The sequence below is a fragment of the Lactobacillus sp. ESL0791 genome (assembly GCF_029433255.1).
Lineage (GTDB): Bacteria > Bacillota > Bacilli > Lactobacillales > Lactobacillaceae > Lactobacillus.
Map to the genome: position 1 here is coordinate 1767861 of NZ_JAQTHU010000001.1, position 20555 is coordinate 1788415.

15 protein-coding genes are annotated in these 20555 nt (G+C 39.2%); 3 read left to right on the plus strand and 12 right to left on the minus strand.

What is annotated here, in order from left to right; translation table 11 throughout:
* Positions 1 to 273: 273 nt before the first annotated feature.
* Genes fusA through rpsL form a run of 3 tightly spaced genes read right to left on the minus strand, consistent with a single transcriptional unit; the run spans position 274 to position 3286 of the window.
* The gene (gene fusA, locus PT285_RS08590) at positions 274 to 2367 is read right to left on the minus strand and encodes an elongation factor G (RefSeq protein ID WP_277149684.1); all 2094 of its coding nucleotides are present in this window, start codon (positions 2365 to 2367) and stop codon (positions 274 to 276) included.
* A 26-nt stretch (positions 2368 to 2393) separates the two neighbouring features.
* Entirely contained in the window at positions 2394 to 2864 is a 471-nt protein-coding gene (gene rpsG / locus PT285_RS08595; RefSeq protein ID WP_277149686.1) for a 30S ribosomal protein S7, read from the minus strand.
* A 14-nt stretch (positions 2865 to 2878) separates the two neighbouring features.
* Entirely contained in the window at positions 2879 to 3286 is a 408-nt protein-coding gene (gene rpsL / locus PT285_RS08600; RefSeq protein ID WP_277149688.1) for a 30S ribosomal protein S12, read from the minus strand.
* Positions 3287 to 3461: 175 nt separating this feature from the next.
* Here rpsL and PT285_RS08605 point away from each other — a divergent pair, with 175 nt between their 5' ends.
* Positions 3462 to 4154: a prepilin peptidase gene (locus PT285_RS08605; RefSeq protein ID WP_277149690.1), complete on the plus strand. Its 693-nt coding sequence runs from the start codon at positions 3462 to 3464 to the stop codon at positions 4152 to 4154.
* Between the two features lie 44 nt (positions 4155 to 4198).
* Here the strand turns inward: PT285_RS08605 and PT285_RS08610 are convergent, their stop codons facing one another.
* Positions 4199 to 4714: an ECF transporter S component gene (locus PT285_RS08610; protein ID WP_277149692.1), complete on the minus strand. Its 516-nt coding sequence runs from the start codon at positions 4712 to 4714 to the stop codon at positions 4199 to 4201.
* Positions 4715 to 4849: 135 nt separating this feature from the next.
* Here PT285_RS08610 and PT285_RS08615 point away from each other — a divergent pair, with 135 nt between their 5' ends.
* Complete coding sequence (locus PT285_RS08615; protein ID WP_277149693.1) at positions 4850 to 5395, plus strand: TIGR01440 family protein; 546 nt, start codon at positions 4850 to 4852, stop codon at positions 5393 to 5395.
* 268 nt (positions 5396 to 5663) lie between these two features.
* Here the strand turns inward: PT285_RS08615 and alsE are convergent, their stop codons facing one another.
* Genes alsE through PT285_RS08645 form a run of 6 tightly spaced genes read right to left on the minus strand, consistent with a single transcriptional unit; the run spans position 5664 to position 9945 of the window.
* Positions 5664 to 6320 carry a D-allulose 6-phosphate 3-epimerase gene (gene alsE, locus PT285_RS08620; protein WP_277149695.1) on the minus strand — a complete coding sequence of 219 codons (657 nt, stop codon included), beginning with the start codon at positions 6318 to 6320 and terminating at the stop codon, positions 5664 to 5666.
* Positions 6321 to 6360: 40 nt separating this feature from the next.
* Entirely contained in the window at positions 6361 to 7404 is a 1044-nt protein-coding gene (locus PT285_RS08625) for a galactitol-1-phosphate 5-dehydrogenase (RefSeq protein WP_277149697.1), read from the minus strand.
* 18 nt (positions 7405 to 7422) lie between these two features.
* A complete protein-coding gene (locus PT285_RS08630; protein ID WP_277149699.1) occupies positions 7423 to 8247 on the minus strand; it encodes a PTS system mannose/fructose/sorbose family transporter subunit IID in 825 nt (274 codons plus the stop codon).
* 24 nt (positions 8248 to 8271) lie between these two features.
* On the minus strand, positions 8272 to 9021 hold the full coding sequence (locus tag PT285_RS08635; protein WP_277149701.1) for a PTS sugar transporter subunit IIC: 750 nt from the start codon (positions 9019 to 9021) through the stop codon (positions 8272 to 8274).
* Positions 9022 to 9037: 16 nt separating this feature from the next.
* A complete protein-coding gene (locus PT285_RS08640) occupies positions 9038 to 9523 on the minus strand; it encodes a PTS sugar transporter subunit IIB (protein WP_277149703.1) in 486 nt (161 codons plus the stop codon).
* 14 nt (positions 9524 to 9537) lie between these two features.
* Positions 9538 to 9945: a PTS sugar transporter subunit IIA gene (locus tag PT285_RS08645; RefSeq protein ID WP_277149705.1), complete on the minus strand. Its 408-nt coding sequence runs from the start codon at positions 9943 to 9945 to the stop codon at positions 9538 to 9540.
* A gap of 285 nt (positions 9946 to 10230) precedes the next feature.
* Between PT285_RS08645 and PT285_RS08650 the strand changes: the two genes are divergently transcribed.
* The gene (locus PT285_RS08650) at positions 10231 to 13002 is read left to right on the plus strand and encodes a sigma-54-dependent transcriptional regulator (protein ID WP_277149707.1); all 2772 of its coding nucleotides are present in this window, start codon (positions 10231 to 10233) and stop codon (positions 13000 to 13002) included.
* A gap of 204 nt (positions 13003 to 13206) precedes the next feature.
* Here PT285_RS08650 and rpoC read toward each other — a convergent pair whose 3' ends face one another.
* Together rpoC and PT285_RS08660 are read right to left on the minus strand one after the other, a co-directional pair.
* Positions 13207 to 16872, minus strand: coding sequence for a DNA-directed RNA polymerase subunit beta' (gene rpoC / locus PT285_RS08655; RefSeq protein WP_277149709.1), 3666 nt, complete (start codon positions 16870 to 16872; stop codon positions 13207 to 13209).
* 12 nt (positions 16873 to 16884) lie between these two features.
* Positions 16885 to 20544, minus strand: coding sequence for a DNA-directed RNA polymerase subunit beta (locus PT285_RS08660; protein ID WP_277149711.1), 3660 nt, complete (start codon positions 20542 to 20544; stop codon positions 16885 to 16887).
* Positions 20545 to 20555: the final 11 nt, after the last annotated feature.

Consider the following 20555-nt stretch of genomic DNA (forward strand, 5'->3'; position numbering starts at 1 on the left):
GTGATTTTTGTTTGCAAGATAAAAGCAATTTTAACTATAGACTATAAATGGCAGTTTGGCAGTATTTGTAGCACTTGATTTTATAAAAGTTATGTTATTTTAGAGGATATTTTGGAGCAATTTTGCTTGAAAATGATTCATACTCGAGTCAAAAATGGTAGATTATGGTTTTTAAAAGTAATATATATTAAAAGTAAGCAAAAAAAGCGCTACTGGATTTACCAATAGCGCAAAAACTTGAAAAGTTTTAAATTTTTATATTAGCAGCAAAAATTAGTTCGCATTTCCGCCGCGTTTCTTAATAATTTCTTCTTGAATTGATTTCGGTGTTGCCGAGTAGTGGTCAAAGACCATCGTGAATGTCCCACGACCCTGGGTTGACGAACGCAAAGTAGTTGCATAGCCAAACATTTCAGCTAACGGAACCATGGCATTCAGCACCTTGGCACCGGAACGATCCTGCATATCACCCATCGTACCACGGCGAGCGGTGATTGAACCCATAACGTCACCCAAGTACTCTTCAGGAGTAATTACTTGAACCTTCATGATCGGCTCCAAAATAACGGCACCAGCCTTAGATGAAGCGTTTCTCAAAGCGAGTGAGGCAGCAACCTTAAAGGCTGCTTCAGATGAGTCGACTTCGTGATAACTACCATCATAAAGTTTAGCCTTAACATCGATCAACGGGTAGCCGGCTAAAATACCATTCTTCATTGATTCCTGCAAACCAGCATCAACTGATGGGATAAATTCACGCGGAACAACCCCGCCGACGATGGCATCTTCAAATTCGTAGCCTTTGCCCCGTTCATTTGGTGTAAAGTCAATCCAAACGTCACCGTATTGGCCTTTACCACCTGACTGACGGACAAACTTACCTTGAGCCTTAGCTTCCTTAGTAAAGGTTTCACGGTAAGCAACTTGTGGTTCACCGATTGTTGCTTCAACGTGGAATTCACGCTTCATCCGCTCAACCATGATTTGCAGGTGCAATTCACCCATTCCGGCAATCAAAGTTTGGCCGGTTTCGGCATTAGTTTCAGCTCTAAAGGTCGGGTCTTCCTCGGTCAGCTTCTGCAGGGCAACATCCAGCTTATCACGGTCAGCCTTTGATTTTGGCTCAATAGAAACCTGAATAACCGGATCAGGAACTTCCAAACTTTCCAAAATAAGCGGGTGATCCGGATCAGTCAATGAATCACCAGTGGTCGTATTCTTCAAACCAATGGCACCGGCAATATCACCTGAAAATACTTCCGGGATTTCCTTACGTGAGTTGGCGTGCATTTGCAGCAAACGACCAACACGCTCACGACCGTTCTTTGAAGCGTTCAATACATACGAACCTGATTCCAATGAACCGGTATAAACCCGGATATAGGTTAAACGGCCAACAAACGGGTCAGTCGCAATCTTGAATGCCAAAGCTGAAAACGGCTTGTCATCCCCAGCAACTAATTCAACTTCTTCACCAGTCTTAGGATCATGAGCAATATAAGGCTTAACATCTAATGGTGACGGCAAATAGTCAACCACACCGTCAAGCATCATCTGGACACCCTTGTTCTTAAATGCAGAACCAGCAAATACTGGGAACAATTTCAGATCCAAAGTTGCTTTACGGATTGCTGCCTTTAACTCGTCAATTGAAATTTCTGCACCATCCAAGTACTTTTCCATAATGCCGTCATCAACATCAGCTACTTGCTCAATTAAAGCATCGCGGCGCTTTTGCGCTTCTTCCTTGTATTCATCGGGAACCGGAATCGTTTCCCACTTAGAACCAAGCTGATCTTCATCATAAACGTCAGCAACCATGTTAATCAGGTCAATAACACCTTCAAAAGTCTCAGCAGCGCCAATCGGCATTTGAACAGCCAAGGCATTTGCATTCAAGCGTTCATGCAAAGATTTAACGGAGTTATCAAAGTCGGCCCCGATTTTATCCATTTTATTAACAAAAACAATCCGCGGAACACCGTAGGTCTCGGCCTGACGCCAAACATTTTCAGTTTGCGGCTCAACCCCGGCCTGAGCATCAAGAACGGTCACAGCACCGTCAAGTACCCGGAGTGAACGCTCAACCTCAATCGTGAAGTCAACGTGTCCCGGGGTATCAATAATGTTGATTCTGTGATCTTTCCATTGCGCAGTCGTGGCAGCGGAAGTGATCGTAATCCCACGTTCCTTTTCCTCGTCCATCCAGTCCATCTGGCTGTCACCTTCATGGGTTTCACCAATTTTATGGATCTTACCGGTGTAGTAAAGGATACGCTCAGTAGTGGTAGTCTTACCCGCATCAATGTGGGCCATGATACCAATATTACGTGTTTTTTCTAATGGAAATTCACGCTTATTAGCCATAGATTCTTATCTCCTTAAAAACTAAATTAGAAACGATAATGTGCAAAGGCACGGTTTGCTTCTGCCATCCGGTGAACATCTTCACGCTTCTTAACTGCTGAACCGGTGTTATTTGAAGCATCAATGATTTCATTAGCTAAACGCTCATCCATTGTATGCTCATTACGCAGACGGGCATAGGAAACAAGCCATCTCAAGCCTAAAGTAGTTCTTCTTTCGGGACGAACTTCAACGGGGATTTGGTAGTTGGAACCACCGATCCGGCGGGCTCTAACTTCCAAAACTGGCATAATATTGTTCATAGCTTCTTCAAAAACATCAAGTGGCTCCTTGCCGGTCTTGTCTTTAACGATGTTAAAAGCATCATAAAGGATTGAAGATGCCTTAGCTCTTTTACCGTCAACCATTAAGTGGTTGATTAACTTAGTAACAAGTTTTGAGTTATAAACTGGATCTGCTAAAACGTCTCTTTTAGCTACATGTCCTTTTCTAGGCATTATTTAACTCCTCCTTAATCTTTCTTAGCACCGTACTTGGAACGACCCTGTTTTCTGCCATCAACACCGGCAGTATCAAGGGCACCACGGATAATATGGTAACGTACACCAGGAAGGTCCTTTACACGGCCACCACGGATCAAAACAACCGAGTGCTCCTGCAAGTTATGGCCTTCGCCAGGAATATAAGCGGTAACTTCGATTAAGTTGGACAGACGAACACGGGCATACTTACGCAAAGCTGAGTTTGGCTTCTTTGGTGTCATCGTACCGACACGAGTAGCAACCCCGCGCATCTGCGGTGCTGGATTAAATACCAGTTCCTTCTTCATACTGTTGTAGCCATAGCTTAAAGCTGGTGACTTTGACTTGGTCGTCTTTGTGTGACGGCCTTTTCTTACCAATTGGTTAATGGTTGGCATTAATTTTTTCCTCCTAAAATTTTATATTTTGTTCACACATCCAGGAGTTTCTTTTTTATCCCAGACTTATCTTCAAAACACACAGAAACTATTTTACTCGTTTTTGCAAATAAAGCAAATGTTTTTAAAAAGAACGCCGGCTTTTTTCGTATCTCTTTATGCAGAGGTAAATGAAATGAACTTAATATTATATCTGACTAATTTTGCAATCGGCACCTGTCTTGCATCCCATGCCGCAGTTGTTGCTAACCGCTTTGGCAAAGAGGATTTTATCTTCAAGCGCTCAAAATGCACTAATTGCGGCTTTGAGCTTAGCCTGCTTGATGAGATTCCAATATTTTCATATTTTTTGCTTAGGGGGCACTGCCGTTATTGCCATGCCCAGATTCCGGTTGAACTTGTGATAATTGAGGTTATTGGCGGCTTTGCCTTTATGAAAGTTAATCTTTATACGCTGAACGGAATCGCTACTGCCATTGTTATTTTTTCACTGCTGCTGGCTGCAATTAGCGATTACAACCAGATGGAATTTCACCTGGTGATGCTTTATCCGGCAGCAATTTTGACAATCGTCAAAGCTTGGCAGACTGTGCCTAAGTTTACAGCTTACGACTATATCGAATTACTTCCTATCTTAATTTTACTTGTCTACCAGGTAAGCAAACAAAAAATGGGCTTGGGCGACCTATTAATCTACCTGATTCTCGCTTTCTATTTTCAACCTGAATTTGCTAACCTAACATTTTTAGGTGCCGCGTTGCTTTTTTTATTAATTTTTTGCGGCGAGTATAAAGAGCGCGACAAGCAGCAAGAAGTAGCCTTTATTCCCTATATTTTTTGTGGGCTGATTGTTCAATTACTCAGATAAGAAAAACTGCTGCGCCACTTCGCAACAGTTTTACAAACATCATTTTAGATAAACTTGGGCAATAATTTTCTTAATTTCGGCAATAGTACCAGGGCAATAAGCAGCCCAACCAAGCCCTGAATAGTATTAGTAAAAATCCCGGCAAATCCGGCACTCCATGTGTACAAGATGGTATCCGTCAAGCAATAGCCCGCTACCATGACGACTATTCCGACTAAGCCAGCAATAAAAGCTGTAATCAGGTATTTATTTAAATGCAGATATTGATTTATTAATCCGGCGATTAATCCTTCTAAGCCATGGACGATCAGAGAGAAAAACATAAACTGACCATAACCCGATAGCAAATCCAGTAAAAAACCAGAAAGACCGCCAACAATTATTCCCGAACTGGGGCCAAATATTAATGCTACCAATAAAATAATCGCATCACATAAGTTCACACTTCCGTGCGTCAGCGGCACCGGAATAATAAAGATCCGACTAACAGCAACATTGACGGCGATTAATAAAGCTAACAGCACCAACTTCTTCAAAGAAAAATCTTTTTTTGTTTGCATCTTATTGTCTCTTTTCCTGATTTGCTATACTTTGTTATCTTAACACTTTAGCTGCATAATGTTTGATATAATTTGTTGCAGCACGAATAAAATAATGCAACAATAAATGATAATAATAGAAGGGGAGATCAATTAATGGATATTTCAACAATTAAGGACGATATCATCAGAATTCTTGATGAGTATTTTTCACGCGTTACTTTTCCTGAAGGCGGCTTGTTCGTAGTCGGCTGCAGCACATCGGAAATAATCGGCAACTGGAAAGGCAGCAGCTCAAACAAAGAAGTCGGCGAAACAGTCTACAATACAATTCATGATTACCTTGCAAAAAGAAACATCAATATCGCAATTCAAGGCTGTGAGCACATCAACCGTGCCTTGCTTGTGGAAAGAAAAGTGGCGCAAGCAAATCACTTCGAAATTGTCAGCGTTGTTCCCGCACTTCATGCTGGCGGTGCAACCCAAGTTGCAGGGTATCAAGCAATGAAAGATCCCGTCGAAGTTGAGCATATTTCGGCTTTTGGCGGCATTGATATCGGCGGCACGGAAATCGGCATGCACGTCAAGTTTGTCCAAATTCCGGTTAAAATTACCGACCCCAAAATTGGCATGGCAAACGTTGTCTGCTTAAAATCAAGGCCAAAATTGATCGGTGGCGAAAGAGCACAGTATCACGCTTAGTTTTCTCTAAAAAGATGTGTCTGGGAAAAAACTCTAATTTTTATAGATATGCTTTAAACACATCTATAAAAATCGAATGCTGCTGGAATTATTTTTAACTTAGATAAGTTTTTTGCAACATAATCCGATTAATTATTTATATCCAAAAAGGAACGTTAATATTAAAAACTAACGTTCCTTTTCGTATCTAGTTTTTTCCCAGACACATCTTTTTAATTTTTTAAGTACTCAACTAAAATTACATATTAATTATTTTTGCCTTAGCACTTTAACCTAAATATTCTCTAGCGTATTTTATACATGCGCTAATATCATCTGAATAACCAAAGAAACCGCTAGAACCTAGAATCATCGTATCTGTACCAGCATTGGATAATACGCCAACTGTATTTTCATTACATGACCCATCTACTTGAATTCTAAAGCATAATTTTTTATCTGTTCTCAACTTATCAAGAGATTTAATCTTTTCAACACTTTCCTTAATAAATTTTTGACCAGCAAAACCCGGATCTACGGTCATAATTGTTATCACATCTATTTTTTCAATATACGGCATAATCATGGTAATGTTATCTTCAGGATTTAAAACAATACCAACTTGCCGACCTTTTTCTTTTATTTTATTTATTAATCTAAAAGCTTGTCCATGCAAAGTATCTGCATGCATATCAAAAATATCTGTTCCATTTTTTAAAAGCTCATCAATATAGTTTTCTGGATTTGTAACCATTAGATGCGCATCAATCGGCTTTTTAACTATTTTTTTGATAGATTTAATAAAATCAGGTGATAAAACGATATTTTTTACATAATGTCCATCCATAATATCAACATGATAAAAATCTGCAAAGTCATTTAATAAATTTATTTGCTTTTCAACATTATTCAAGTCCATACACATCAAAGACAAAGAAGCTTGCATAACAAAATCCTTCCATTAAAATTTTACTAATTATAATAATTTATTTATTAACCATCATTGCTTTACATGAAACTTCCTTATGGTCATGAATTGTTTCAAAAAGTTCAATTAAATTATCAATACTTACTTTTTGAGTAATCAAATCATTGATTTTTAATCTACCTGATGATACTGCTCTTTCAGTTACTTTCCATTCATCAATCGGATATCCTTTAAATACACTATTATAAACACTCAGTATTTCGCCCTCTTTTCTCATACACTGATCATATACACTTTGATCTAATGTCATTTCAGAATGTGGGTTTCCTAACATAATAACTTTACCAAATTTTCTGATTGAATTTACACAGTCATTAAATGAATGAGTATTGCCAGTTGCTTCTACGGCTACATCCGCTAATTCTCCATTAAAAATCTCTTGAATTGCAGCACTATTTTCATTACCCCTATTATAAAGGATATGATCAAAACCTAATGATTTGGCTAATGCAATTTTTTCTTTATCAATATCAAAAAGAATGACCTCATTTGCGCCATTTATTTTTGCCCATCTTGCAGCCATCATTCCAATTGGTCCAGCGCCATACACAACAACATTATCTCCAAGCCTTAAATGTGCTTTTTGAATAGCATGCTGCGCAACAGTAGCTGGTTCAATCATTGCCGCTTCTTCATAAGAAATATTGTCACTAATCGGTAACAAATTGAATGTAGGAACTGCTAAATATTCCTCAAAGGCACCATCATTTCTAGATCCAAAATAATGATAATTCTCACATTGAACAAAATGTCCAGCTACACAATACTTACATTTATGACAAGGAAGCAACGGAAAAACAGCGACCCGAGAGCCAAGCATTTTACTATCAACATTTTTACCCGTTTCTACAATTTTTCCAGAAAATTCATGACCTAATACAGTTGGAAAATGATAGGCGCCATTAACAAAAACTCTAGGAATATCTGAACCACAAATTCCTGCTGCTTTTATTTGTACAAGAACTTCACCTTCTTTAGGCTGTGGCTTTTCCTTTTCTATCATTTCCAATTTTCCAATTTTAGTTAAAGCAACTGCTTTCATTTTATTTCTCCATATATTTTACTTGATTACACCAAAGATATTCAAATAACTTCCTAAAATACCAACAACAAAAATACCTAAAATAATCCAATTAACATTTATCTTTTTCCTGACTAGCCAATATACCAGTAAAGTTATCCCTAATGGTAGTAAGCTTGGCATAAAGGCATCAAGTACTTGTTTTTGTACATTCAACGTAACCTGTCCAATTTTTAATACGAGCGGAATCCTCACTAACACGCGAGACGCTGTCATAGAACCGACAACCATTAACCCAATCATGCCAAAAATATCAGTTAACTTTGCAATAGTTCCCTTTCTCATCATATCCAAGATAAATGCTTTTCCTTTTGAATAGCCCAATCGATACATTGTCCATCCACATCCTATTAGTAATGCTTTGTAAGCAACTTCAAAAAAGATTGGACCAATATAATTACCTTGAATTGCTAATGAACATGCTATACCAGCTAAAATTGGATAAATTATTCCTTGACTTAGTGTGTCTCCGATTCCGGCAATTGGTCCCATTAATCCAGTTCTTAAACCATTAATAGTTTCAGCCGTAATTTCTTCAGCTCCATTTGCACGCTGTTCTTCCATTGCAGTTGCAATACCAGGTATTACTGTACCTATAAATGAAGGTTCTGTATTATAAAATACAAAATATTTTTTCAATTCTTCAACTTGGCGATCTTTATTATCAGGATAAAGCTTTCTTATAATGGGTACCATTGCATTTGCTTGTCCGAGCGCTTGTAGCCGCTCATAGTTATAAGAAGCTTCGTTAGAATATATTAGCGCCCAATTTTTTACTAGGTCTAGCTTCGATAATTTAACCATATTTTTTTCTCTCCTTTTTTATATTTAATTATTTTCATCTGCTTTTTCCAAAAAATTAGTTGTATAAAAGACGACGCCCAGAACAACGGCTAATGCGGTTACACCGACAATGTCCATTTTCATATATACTGAAAGTAAAAATCCTAAAAAGTAAAATGGCATAATTTTCTTTTGACCCATAAAGTTTAACAGCATTGCAATTCCTAAAGCTGGCATTATTGCACCAACTACCTGCATTGCACTTACCAGTGAAGTTGGAATTGAAGCTAAAAATTGACGCATTACACCTGAACCAAAATAAACCATAACAAACGCTGGAATACCTACAACAATAAAATTAAGAATTCCTGATGGAACAAAGTTCATCAAACGCATAGCGCGTATATTTCCTTTTTCTAAGTAATCTTCTGCTTTATGTACCCAGATTGAATTTAACGACATTGTTATTTGAAAAGTTAGAATTCCAAAAAGGCTGAAGGGAACCGCAAAGGAAACGCCTAAACTGGGATCTGCTTTTGAAAGTATGGTCATTGCTGGACCAAATACAGCAGCTACAGGTAAATTCCCAGGCATAGTACCACCTGCAGTAATCCAGCCTAAATATGCTAGATTAATATATGCTCCTGCTTTCATTCCTAACATGGGTTGACCTAAAGCTAACCCAACTAATAGCCCTGTCCAAACAGGATAAAACCACGAACGGGTTATTAATTGACTTGGCCACCAATTTGCCATAGTGGCTATCAAACATACTAATATTGCTGAAATTAGCATAATTTTGCTCCTCCTTTTATAGTAATTTAGATATATCTATTTCCTTCTGATCAGGTATTATATGAATTTTCACTTCCACACCAGATGATTGAATTTTTCTAAGTGCTTCCTTTTCTTGTTCAGTAGCTGAAATATTCCTATAAAGCACATCTCGATCTTTTCTAGCCCCCATTCCTCCTAGAATAATTTTTTTAAGTTGGACGCCAGCATCAATCATTTTCTCAAATGTAAATGGATTCTTAGCTAATAAGACAATTTTGTCATTCTTGCCGTCATTTTCTAACGTTCCTTGTAATTTTTTTATCGCAGTTTCAACATTAAAAACAAACACTTTTATTCCATTAGGTGCGGACATTTTAATGACTTCTGACATAAAATCATCATTAGCTACACCGTCGTCAATCACAATTATGCAATTTGCATGTGTTACTTTTACCCAAGCAGTCATGACTTGTCCGTGAATTAACCGATCATCAATTCTACTCAAAACTATTTCTGACATAAGTATTTTCCTTTCTAAAAATTAAAATTTTGAATTCTAATAGCACTTTTACCGACTTCTGCAATATGGGCTACAAGGTGAGCTAAATTGTCATAATTTCGCCTTTCTAAAATAGTTTCAATGATCATAGGTAAATTGACCCCCGAAACAATTTCATATTCGACGCTTGATTTTAATTTCGGATAACTTTGTAATGTTACGTTATACGGACTTGCACCAAAAAGATCACAAAGGACAATTACTCCTTTACCCGAGTTCAAATCGCTTATCTTTTTACTTACCTTATTTTTGAAATCCTCAATATTTTCTCCTTCACTTAATCCTAAAACACCAAATTGATCAGCTTTTCCTGCAATCATTTCACTTGCATGCTTAAATCCTTGAGCTAATTTTCCATGGGTTACAACAAGTATTCCAATCAAATAAATTCACCATCCATTCTATAATTATCTACGCCTACTTATTAGCAATTTTCATGCCAACCGTTCAATTATCTAGTTAGTCTGTATTTTTTTAAAAGTGTTTGTAAATTCAAAACACTTTTTCCAATAATTTCAAACTCTTGAATTCGCTTTCTTAAATAAGAAAATTAGACTATTATATATTAGACTAAGTAATAAATTCAATATTAACGTAAAACTATTCAAAGTAAATTTTTAAGAGTGTTTACTTTGTTAAACTATTTAATATTTAAGAAGGATGTCCATATGACTCAAAAAGAAAAAATATACCAAGCGCTTCTTACAGACTGTGATTCAATGTCCAGTGAAAAATTTAAGCAAAAACACGGTTTCTCAACTGTAGATATTGCAAATCAACTTGGAATAAGCCGAGCAAATACAAGCCATGAATTGAATAAACTGATTGAAAAAAAGATGGTCACTAAAATAAAAGAATATCCTGTCAAATATATTGCAACAAATTTTTTAAAACAAAAATTAGGTTTAATGACTAATAAAAATATTTTTGATAGCTATGATGAACTCATACAGAAATGTGCTAATGCAACTTCTAATCATGTTTTTTCTAAGTTGATTGGTTATAACGGAAGCTTAGCAAAAGCTATTTCGATTGCAAAAGCTTCAATCGCCTACCCACCTCATGGTTTAAATATTTTAATCACGGGACCAACTGGTTCCGGCAAAACATATTTTGCTAACATTATGTATGAATATGCTAAGGAAAACAGACTTATCTCTAATGATGCTCCGTTTGTCGTTTTTAATTGTGCTGATTTTTACGATAATCCCCAATTATTGATGGATCACTTATTCGGACATATTAAGGGGGCTTATACGGGGGCACTTAATGATGATGAAGGTATTGTTGAGCATGCTAACAATGGAATTTTATTTCTGGATGAAGTCCATCGTTTACCCCCAGAGGGTCAAGAAATGCTATTTTATCTTTTAGATCATGGTAAATTTAATAGACTAGGTGAAAAAGAAAAAAAGCGTTCCGCAAACTTGCTCGTTATTTGTGCAACTACTGAAAACCCTTCTTCCTCGCTACTGAATACATTTATAAGACGAATACCTACACTGATAAAAATACCTTCGTTAAGTTCAAGACCAATTGTAGAAAAAATCGAACTATGCAATTTCTTATTTCAGCAAGAAGCTCAGCGTATCCGAAAAAATTTGTACGTTGATATAGGTGTATACGTTCGTCTACTTTCCGTTCCAAATTATGCAAATATAGGGCAACTTAAAACTCAAATTCAACTAACTTGTGCCAAATCCTTTGTTACAAGTTTAGATAATGAAAACGAGAAGTTTATTTCTATAAGTGAAGCAGATGTCCCTGATAGCGATTTGAATAAAAATCAACAATTACTATCAGAACAAGATTTTGACACGATTTCAAATCTTCTAAATTTAAGAAATTTGATCAAGCCAAATCAAAGTATTCCAAATATCAATAAAGAAGAAAATATATATGATATTTTACGTAGAAAAAAAAGCACTTTGGAACATCAAAATATTCCAACAGAAAGAATAAATCAATATTTATTAACTGATATTCGCTTTCATATTAAAAGCTTACTGAAGCTAAATCCAAAAACTTCAATTGCAGACGAATTTATTTCAAAAGAAACGATTGAATTATGTAAAGAGCTACAATTTTTAGCTGAAAAAGCGTTGAAAAAAAAGTTTGATTACCGTTTTATTTTTTATTTAGGTTTACACCTTGATTCTTTTTTGGCACATAATAATAAAAATGATTTATCTATGATCTCTGAAATTGAAAATGCTAAAAAGAAGTATCCAAAAGAATATGATGTAGCTTTAAAATTTAAAGACATTATTGAAAAAAAGCAAAACATAATTCTACCGAACATAGAAGTTGTTTATCTTACTGAATTATTAAATTCTATCGATAGCCTATATTCCAACAATAAAATAGGAATAGTAGTGAGTTGTCATGGCGACAGTATCGCTTCAGGGATTGTTGAAGTTGTTAAAAACTTATTAGGAAAAGTAAACATAATGGCTGTTGACATGCCACTTTCAAAAAGTATAACCACTATATTCCCCAAATTATGTGAGGCAGTTAAAAAAGTAAATCAAAATAAGGGCGTGATTATTCTCAGTGACATGGGGTCTCTAACACATTTAGATAAAAAAATTCATGATAAAACTGGTATAGCAGTACAATCCATGGACTTTGTTTCAACACCGATCGCATTAGAAGTAACCAGAAAGGCGAATTTTTCAAAATATACAGTTAATGAATTAGTTACCGATACCAAAAAAAGTATTGTCGATAATTTTAGAGACCTAAGTTCTAAAAATAGCAACAGCCATACTAAAGCCATATTATCTATCTGTATGTCCGGTGAAGGAACGGCTCAAAAATTAGCTAACGTAATTCACCAAATTATTGAAGATACAACTGAAAATAGAGAAGAAATTGAAGTTATTAACTTGTCTGTCTTAAACTTTAAAAAAATAGCTGCTTTAAAAAGGAATTATAATATAATAGCTGCGGTTGGAACTAAATCACCTAATGATTCATCAATTCCATTTATTTCAATGGAAAATCTATTATCTGGCAACGGGGAAGGCAGATTGCGTGCATTAATATTGAATAAGCCGGTAACCAAAAAGGGATTGGCAAAAAGTAAGACGCCTTCAATCATTTCTAATATTTGCCATTCTATACTTGATAAGCAGTTAATCGTCTTGAATCCATATAAAATAATTAACTACATGGAATCATGGTTGCATGATCTTACTTATTACAATAAAAAATTTTCCAATTCATTAATAATAAAGGTATTCATTCATACAGCTTTTGCTGCTGAACGAGCTTTACAAAATGAACAGTTAAAAGTTAAAAATGATAAACTGGAAAATACAAATTTTAGCTCATTTCTATTTACTGGTCTAAAAAGCAATGTTGAAATTCCTTTAAAAATAAAATTTAACAGTACTGAAAAAAGATATATTTTAGCAATATTTAAAGATGAAATATAATAGCCAGTAATTTAGATAGAGAATATGTTTACTAACTTAAAAAATCTCTGATCAATTGCTTTACTATTTGATGTCAGCCTGAAGCTGATTCTGATTCCGTAATTTAACGATTTGGAAGGTTTTAAATTTTTGCTATTACCTATTCATATTTGAGCACAAAAAAAGCTGACCCACAACATTTTGTAGATCAGCTTTTTATCTTGTTTAATCTTTTTCAGCCTTAGCTTTGTCTGCTTCCTTCATTTGTTTTTCAATATCAGCGATTGAATAAACAGATTCAGGCTTCTCAACATCGGCTTTTGGTTCCATATCACGATAAATCGGAAGGCCGGTTCCGGCTGGAATAATTTTACCAATAATAACGTTCTCTTTCAGACCAAGCAACGGATCATTCTTACCTCTAATTGAGGCATCAGTAAGAACCCGCGTGGTTTCCTGGAATGAAGCTGCCGACAAGAAACTGTTTGTTTCCAAAGCGGCTTTAGTAATTCCTAAAATTACACTTTGAGCAGTCGCTGGTATGCCACCAGAAATAATAACATCCTTGTTGCGTGCCTTAAAGTCACCAATATCCATTACCTCACCAGGCAAAAGATTGGTTTCGCCCGGATCCAGCACACGAACTTTTTGCAGCATTTGCCGCGTCAAAACCTCGACGTGCTTGTCGGAAATATCCACACCCTGCATCCGGTATGCTTTTTGAACTTCAACCAAGATATATTCTTCGGTCGTTAAAGTATCCGTTACCTGAATCAATTCCTTAGGATCAATTGAACCAAGTGTTAGCTTGTCACCGCGGCGAACTGTGTCACCCTCAGCAACAGCAACAGAAGCAGTATACGGAATGCTATAACTTCTGGTATCAATCTTACCTTTAACGGTTATTTCACGCGTATGTTCAGCAGGATTTTCCTGAATTGAATCAATCACACCATCAACTTCAGAAATGATTGCCCGACCTTTAGGGTTACGTGCCTCAAACAGCTCTTGCACACGAGGAAGACCCTGTGTAATATCTTCAGCACCGGCAACACCACCGTTATGGAAGGTCCGCAAAGTCAGCTGGGTACCAGGCTCACCAATTGATTGAGCGGCAACCGTACCAACAGCTTCACCAACTTCAACTTCTTCGCCAGTGGCAAGGTTCATCCCGTAACACTTACGGCAAACACCGTGCGGTGTGTCACAGGTCAAAATTGAGCGAATTTTGACGTTAGTAACGCCAGCATCACAAATTTTGTGCGCCAAGTCTTCATCAATCATCACATCCGGACCAACGATTGCTTCACCGGTCTTCGGGTCTTTAACAGTTTCACCAGTAAACCGTCCAAGCAGACGGTCATAGAGCGGTTCAATCAACTCGTCACCTTCCATGATTGCATGAACAACAATTCCCCGGTCAGTGCCACAATCTTCGTCACGAATAATTACATCCTGAGCAACATCGACTAAGCGCCGGGTCAGGTAGCCAGACTGCGCGGTCTTCAAAGCCGTATCTGTCATTCCCTTACGAGCACCATGCGTGGACATGAACAGCTCCAGAACTGATAAACCTTCCTTGAAGTTAGAGGTAACAGGAATTTCAAACAATCCACCGTTTGGCGTGGCCATCAAGCCACGCATCCCGGCTAACTGTGTAAAGTTGGAAATATTACCACGGGCACCAGAGTCGGCCATGATTGTAATTGGGTTGCGCGGATCATAGATCTGGGCAATTTCATCCTGAACCTGATCCTTACACTCATTCCAAATACTAATCACACGGTCATGCCGTTCCTGCTCGGTAATAAGGCCGCGTCTAAATTGTTTAGAAACAAGGTCAACCTGTTTGTGGGCCTTGGCAACCTTTTCATCCTTATCATCGATTTCCGGAACATCGGTCATTCCGATCGTAATTCCCGAAGTAGTTGAACTGGTGTAACCAAGCTTTTTCAGATCATCAAGGTATTCGGAAGTCCGCTGCACCTTGTAGTACTTGTAAATTGTCGCAATCGAATCTGACAAGAAGCCCTTCTTAAACGGTGTCGAAACCAGATCATCACCAATATCGTCAATCTTTTTGTGGATGTCTTCCCCATTAGCCAGGAAATATTTTGCCGCAAGCGGATTATTCAGGTTTTCTTCGGTTGGTTCATTGATATAGAAGTAATCGTCTGGGAAAATTTGGTTGAAAATCAGCTTGCCATATGTGGTAATAAAAATACCATCCTCATAACCTTTAGGCCATTTCTTTTCCGGCATTGAATCGGCAGCCATTCCAATAATTGTATGGTAGTGAATATCACCATTTTCATATGCAATTGTTGCTTCCTGCGGTGAATTGAAAATCATCCCTTCACCTTCACGACCACGTTCAGCCTGCGTCAACCAATAATTGCCGAGCACAATATCCTGTGATGGGGTAACGATCGGCTTGCCATCCTTAGGCGCCAAAATATGGTGGGCAGCCAGCATCAAAAGCCGTGATTCCGCAACAGCTTCATCTGATAACGGAACATGGATCGCCATCTGGTCCCCGTCAAAGTCAGCATTGTACGCTTCACAGGCCAATGGATGCAGCCTGATTGACTTTCCTGAAACTAGAACTGGTTCAAAGGCTTGGATACTCAAACGGTGCAAAGTAGGGGCCCGATTCAAGAGAACCGTCCGCTCTTTAATTACATCTTCAAGTACATCCCAAACTTCATCATCTTCACGGTCAATCTTACGTTTGGCATTCTTAATATTTGAAGCAATTTTGCGTTTAACCAATTCGTGCATAACAAATGGTTTAAATAATTCAAGTGCCATCGGCCGCGGAACACCACATTGATAAAACTTCAATTTTGGTGAAACATCAATAACCGAACGGCCAGAGTAGTCAACACGTTTACCAAGCAAGTTTTGACGGAAACGGCCCTGCTTACCCTTAAGCATATGTGACAGCGACTTAAGCGGACGGTTACCTGGCCCAACAACGGGACGACCGCGCCGACCATTGTCAATTAAGGCATCAACAGCTTCCTGCAGCATCCGTTTTTCGTTTTGTACAATAATATTCGGGGCATTCAAATCAAGCAGACGCTTCAAACGATTGTTCCGGTTAATCACACGCCGGTATAAGTCGTTCAAATCAGAAGTGGCAAAACGTCCACCTTCAAGCTGGACCATCGGCCGCAAGTCTGGTGGAATGACCGGGACGGCGTCAATCACCATCCATTCAGGCTTATTGCCGGAATCTTTGAAAGCATCAAGAATATCAAGTCTCCTGATTGCCCGTGTCCGCTTTTGGCCAGTTGCTGTCTGCAATTCTTTTTTCAGATCGGTAACTTCTTTAGCCAAATCAACTTTCTTCAGCAAATCGCGAATTGCTTCTGCACCCATTTTGGCGACAAAACGATTGCCAAACTTTGCCTTTTGCTCACGGTATTCAGCTTCCGTCAATAATTGTTTCGGCTCTAAGTCGGTATCGCCAGCGTCGATCACGATATAGGCAGCAAAGTAGATAACTTCCTCAAGCAGTCTTGGCGACATGTCCAAGATTAAGCCCATCCGTGAAGGAATCCCTTTAAAATACCAGATATGCGTAACAGGAGCAGCTAACTCAATGTGCCCCATCCGCTCTCTTCTTACCTTAGCAGAAGTAACTTCAACACCGCAGCGGTCACAGACAATACCGCGGTAGCGCACACCCTTGTACTTGCCACAGGCACAGGACCAATCCTTAGTCGGCCCAAAAATCCGTTCATCGAACAGACCGTCTTTTTCTGGTTTTAAAGTACGATAATTTATCGTCTCTGGCTTTTTAACTTCGCCATATGACCAGCTTCTGATCTTATTAGGTGAGGCAAGACCAATTTGCATGCTTTCAAACTTATTTACGTCGATCAAAAGTTTAACCTCCTACTTGTTAGAAATCTTATTATCATCGTCAGACTCATCAGCTGGTGCAGGAGTTTCCGCTTGCGTGGCCTCTTCTGTATCTTCATCAGCTGCATCCTCCGATTTAGCGGTTGTATCGGCCAATCTCTTCTTTTGCTGTTCTTCGGCCATCCGTGACAATGTATCAATATTCAAATGTTCATTTGAATCATCATCCATATCACGTAGTTCAATTTCTTTGTGATCCATGTCAAGAACACGGATATCCAGCCCAAGTGATTGCAATTCCTTAACCAAAACGCGGAAAGATTCCGGAACACCTGGTTTGGGAATTCGCTCACCCTTGACGATTGCTTCGTAGGCCTTAACTCGGCCAACAACATCATCGGACTTGTAAGTTAAAATTTCCTGCAGTGTATAAGCGGCACCGTAAGCCTCAAGAGCCCAAACTTCCATTTCACCAAACCGCTGGCCACCAAATTGTGCTTTACCACCTAGAGGTTGCTGGGTAACTAATGAGTACGGCCCAATCGAACGTGCGTGAATCTTATCATCGACCATGTGCGTTAGCTTGAGATAGTGCATGATTCCAATTGAAACCCGGTTGTGGAAAGGTTCACCGGTCCGACCATCATAAATAATGGTCTTACCATCTTTATCGATTCCGGCTTTATGAACAGTGTCCCACACGTCATCTTCGCTAGCACCATCAAATACAGGCGTGGCAACGTGAATTCCCAAAGTATTAGCAGCCCGGCCTAAGTGCAATTCAAGCAGCTGCCCAATATTCATACGTGAAGGAACACCCATCGGGTTCAAACAAATATCGACTGGTGTACCATCTGGCAGATATGGCATGTCTTCTTCAGGAACAACAGCGGCAACAGTACCTTTGTTCCCGTGACGTCCGGACATCTTGTCTCCAACCTGAATTTTTCTCTTCTGGGCAATGTAAACACGAACCAAAGTATTAACGCCTGGGGAAAGTTCATCACCATTTTCCCGTGTGTAAACTTTAACGTCACGAACAATTCCGCCGCCGCCGTGAGGAACCCGCAATGATGTATCACGGACTTCACGTGCCTTTTCACCAAATATTGCGTGCAGCAATCTTTCTTCGGCTGACAACTCGGTTACCCCTTTAGGCGTAACCTTACCAACTAAGATGTCGCCGTCATGAACTTCAGCACCGATACGGACAATTCCCTCACCATCAAGGTCCTTAAGCGCATCCTCACCTACGTTCGGCAATTCACGCGTAATTTCCTCAGGACCAAGCTTGGTATCCCGTGCCTCAGATTCATAGTCCTCAATACTGATCGAAGTGTAAACATCGTCTTTAACCAGTCGTTCTGAAAGCATGATTGCATCTTCATAGTTGTACATGTTCCAAGTCATGAAGGCAATAACAGGATTTTGCCCCAATGCAAGCTCACCATGATCCATTGTTGGACCGTTGGCAATTACTTCGCCCTCTTCAACTTGATCGCCAATATTCACATTTGGTGTTTGGTTGTATGATTTGGAATTGTTTGACCGCCGGTACTTTTCTAAGGTGTATTTGTCCAAAGTAGAATCAGCACGCCTAATCCGAATATCATTGGCATCGGCATATTCAACAACACCGGCAGCCTTAGCAACCAAAGCTGCACCAGAATCGTGAGCAGCCCGGTATTCCATCCCGGTACCAACAAGGGCACTATGCGGATTAATTAATGGCGCTGCCTGACGCTGCTGGTTGGCACCCATTAATGCCCGGTTAGAGTCATCGTTTTCCAAAAACGGGATACATGCAGAAGCCACAGACACAACCTGCTTGGGAATAACGTCCATGTAGTCAATCTTATCTGGACTAACCTCGACATTATCTTCCTTTGACCGAGCCAAAATCAGTTTATCCTTAAAGGAACCATCCGGATTAAGGTGGGTGTTGGCACCGGCGATAATGTAGTTATCCTCAACATCAGCAGTTAAGTAATCAATCTTGTCAGTAACCTTGTGGGTCTTCCACGAAACACGCCGGTATGGGGTTTCAATAAAACCATACTTGTTAATTACGGCATAAGTTGCTAAAGAGTTGATTAATCCAATGTTGGGCCCTTCTGGAGTCTCAATTGGACACAGACGGCCATACTGGGTATAGTGCACATCACGAACTTCATAACCGGCACGGTCACGCGTCAACCCGCCAGGCCCTAAAGCGGACATCCGCCGCTTATGCGTCAATTCACCTAACGGATTATGTTGATCCATAAATTGTGACAGCTGAGAAGAGCCAAAGAATTCTTTTAGGCTGGCAACAATCGGCCGAATATTAATCAGTTGCTGCGGCGTAACGGTGGATGGATCTTGGATGGACATCCGTTCACGAACAACCCGTTCCATTCTTGCCAAACCTATTCTAAATTGATTCTGCAGCAATTCACCAACCCGGCGGATACGACGGTTGCCTAGGTGGTCAATATCATCTGTATTACCGATTTCATCTTGCAGTAAGAAGAAGTAATTGATTGAAGCCAAAACATCGGCTGGTGTCAGATGCTTAACGCTCTTATCAATATGACCGTTGGACATCATCTTGACAACACGCTCTGGATTGACTTTAGAGTAAACCTTGATTTCTTGAACCGTAATCGGATCTGGTAAAACGCCCTCCTTTGAAGGCTCATAAGTAACCATCTTGAAATCATCACGGTCAAGGTACTTCTCAAGTGTTTCCATTAATTCATGGGTCACAACTGTGCCCTTTTTGGCCACAATTTCACCAGTATCCGGATCTGCCAATGTTTCAGCCAAAGTTTGACCATACAAACGATTCTTCAATGACAGCTTCTTATTAACCTTGTAACGGCCAACCGGAGCGAGATCATAACGGCGCGGATCAAAGAAACGGGCATACAGCAGTGAACGTGAAGAATCCGTTGTTTTCGGCTCACCCGGGCGTAGACGCTCATAAATATCCTTTAAGGCCTCGGCAACACGCGAATCAGCCGGGTTTTTATGAACATCTTTGTCCAAGGTAAACTGCAAAGAGTCGCTTTGACCAAACATATCCAGAATTTCACCATCGGAACCAAAACCCATGGCCCGAACAAAGACAGTCAGTGGCAGCTTACGGGTCCGGTCTACCCGGACATACGAAACATTCTTGGCATCAGTTTCGTATTCAAGCCAAGCACCACGGTTGGGGATGACAGTCGTACCAAAAATCTGCCGGCCGTTTTTATCGTAATCACCGGAATAGTAAACACTCGGTGATCTGACAAGTTGGGAAACAATTACCCTTTCAGCACCATTAATAATAAATGAGCCGGATTCCGTCATCAGGGGCAAATCACCGAAGAAGACATCCTGGGTCTTGATTTCACCTGTTTTTTGATTGGTTAATTTAAGAGTAACATGCATCGGTGCGGAATAAGTTGCATCATGATCACGCGCCTCATCAACGGTGTACTTCGGCTTCTGCAGCTTATAGCCGACATATTCCAGCGACAGTTTACCTGAAAAGTCACTGATTGGCATAATGTCATCAAAGACTTCTTTAATGCCCTCATCAAGAAACCACTTGTATGATTCGGTTTGTACATCTGTTAAATTAGGGAGCTTCAACACTTCTTTAATCCGCGAGAAACTGCGTCTTGTTCGGTGTTGGCCAAAATTTACTACGTGTCCGTTTAACAAGGAAAAACATC

Bases quoted from the DNA above. Each gene is read 5' to 3' on its own strand.
- fusA (WP_277149684.1), bottom strand. From the start codon at position 2,367: ATGGCTAATAAGCGTGAATTTCCATTAGAAAAAACACGTAATATTGGT.
- rpsG (WP_277149686.1), bottom strand. From the start codon at position 2,864: ATGCCTAGAAAAGGACATGTAGCTAAAAGAGACGTTTTAGCAGATCCA.
- rpsL (WP_277149688.1), bottom strand. From the start codon at position 3,286: ATGCCAACCATTAACCAATTGGTAAGAAAAGGCCGTCACACAAAGACG.
- PT285_RS08605 (WP_277149690.1), top strand. From the start codon at position 3,462: ATGAACTTAATATTATATCTGACTAATTTTGCAATCGGCACCTGTCTT.
- PT285_RS08610 (WP_277149692.1), bottom strand. From the start codon at position 4,714: ATGCAAACAAAAAAAGATTTTTCTTTGAAGAAGTTGGTGCTGTTAGCT.
- PT285_RS08615 (WP_277149693.1), top strand. From the start codon at position 4,850: ATGGATATTTCAACAATTAAGGACGATATCATCAGAATTCTTGATGAG.
- alsE (WP_277149695.1), bottom strand. From the start codon at position 6,320: ATGCAAGCTTCTTTGTCTTTGATGTGTATGGACTTGAATAATGTTGAA.
- PT285_RS08625 (WP_277149697.1), bottom strand. From the start codon at position 7,404: ATGAAAGCAGTTGCTTTAACTAAAATTGGAAAATTGGAAATGATAGAA.
- PT285_RS08630 (WP_277149699.1), bottom strand. From the start codon at position 8,247: ATGGTTAAATTATCGAAGCTAGACCTAGTAAAAAATTGGGCGCTAATA.
- PT285_RS08635 (WP_277149701.1), bottom strand. From the start codon at position 9,021: ATGCTAATTTCAGCAATATTAGTATGTTTGATAGCCACTATGGCAAAT.
- PT285_RS08640 (WP_277149703.1), bottom strand. From the start codon at position 9,523: ATGTCAGAAATAGTTTTGAGTAGAATTGATGATCGGTTAATTCACGGA.
- PT285_RS08650 (WP_277149707.1), top strand. From the start codon at position 10,231: ATGACTCAAAAAGAAAAAATATACCAAGCGCTTCTTACAGACTGTGAT.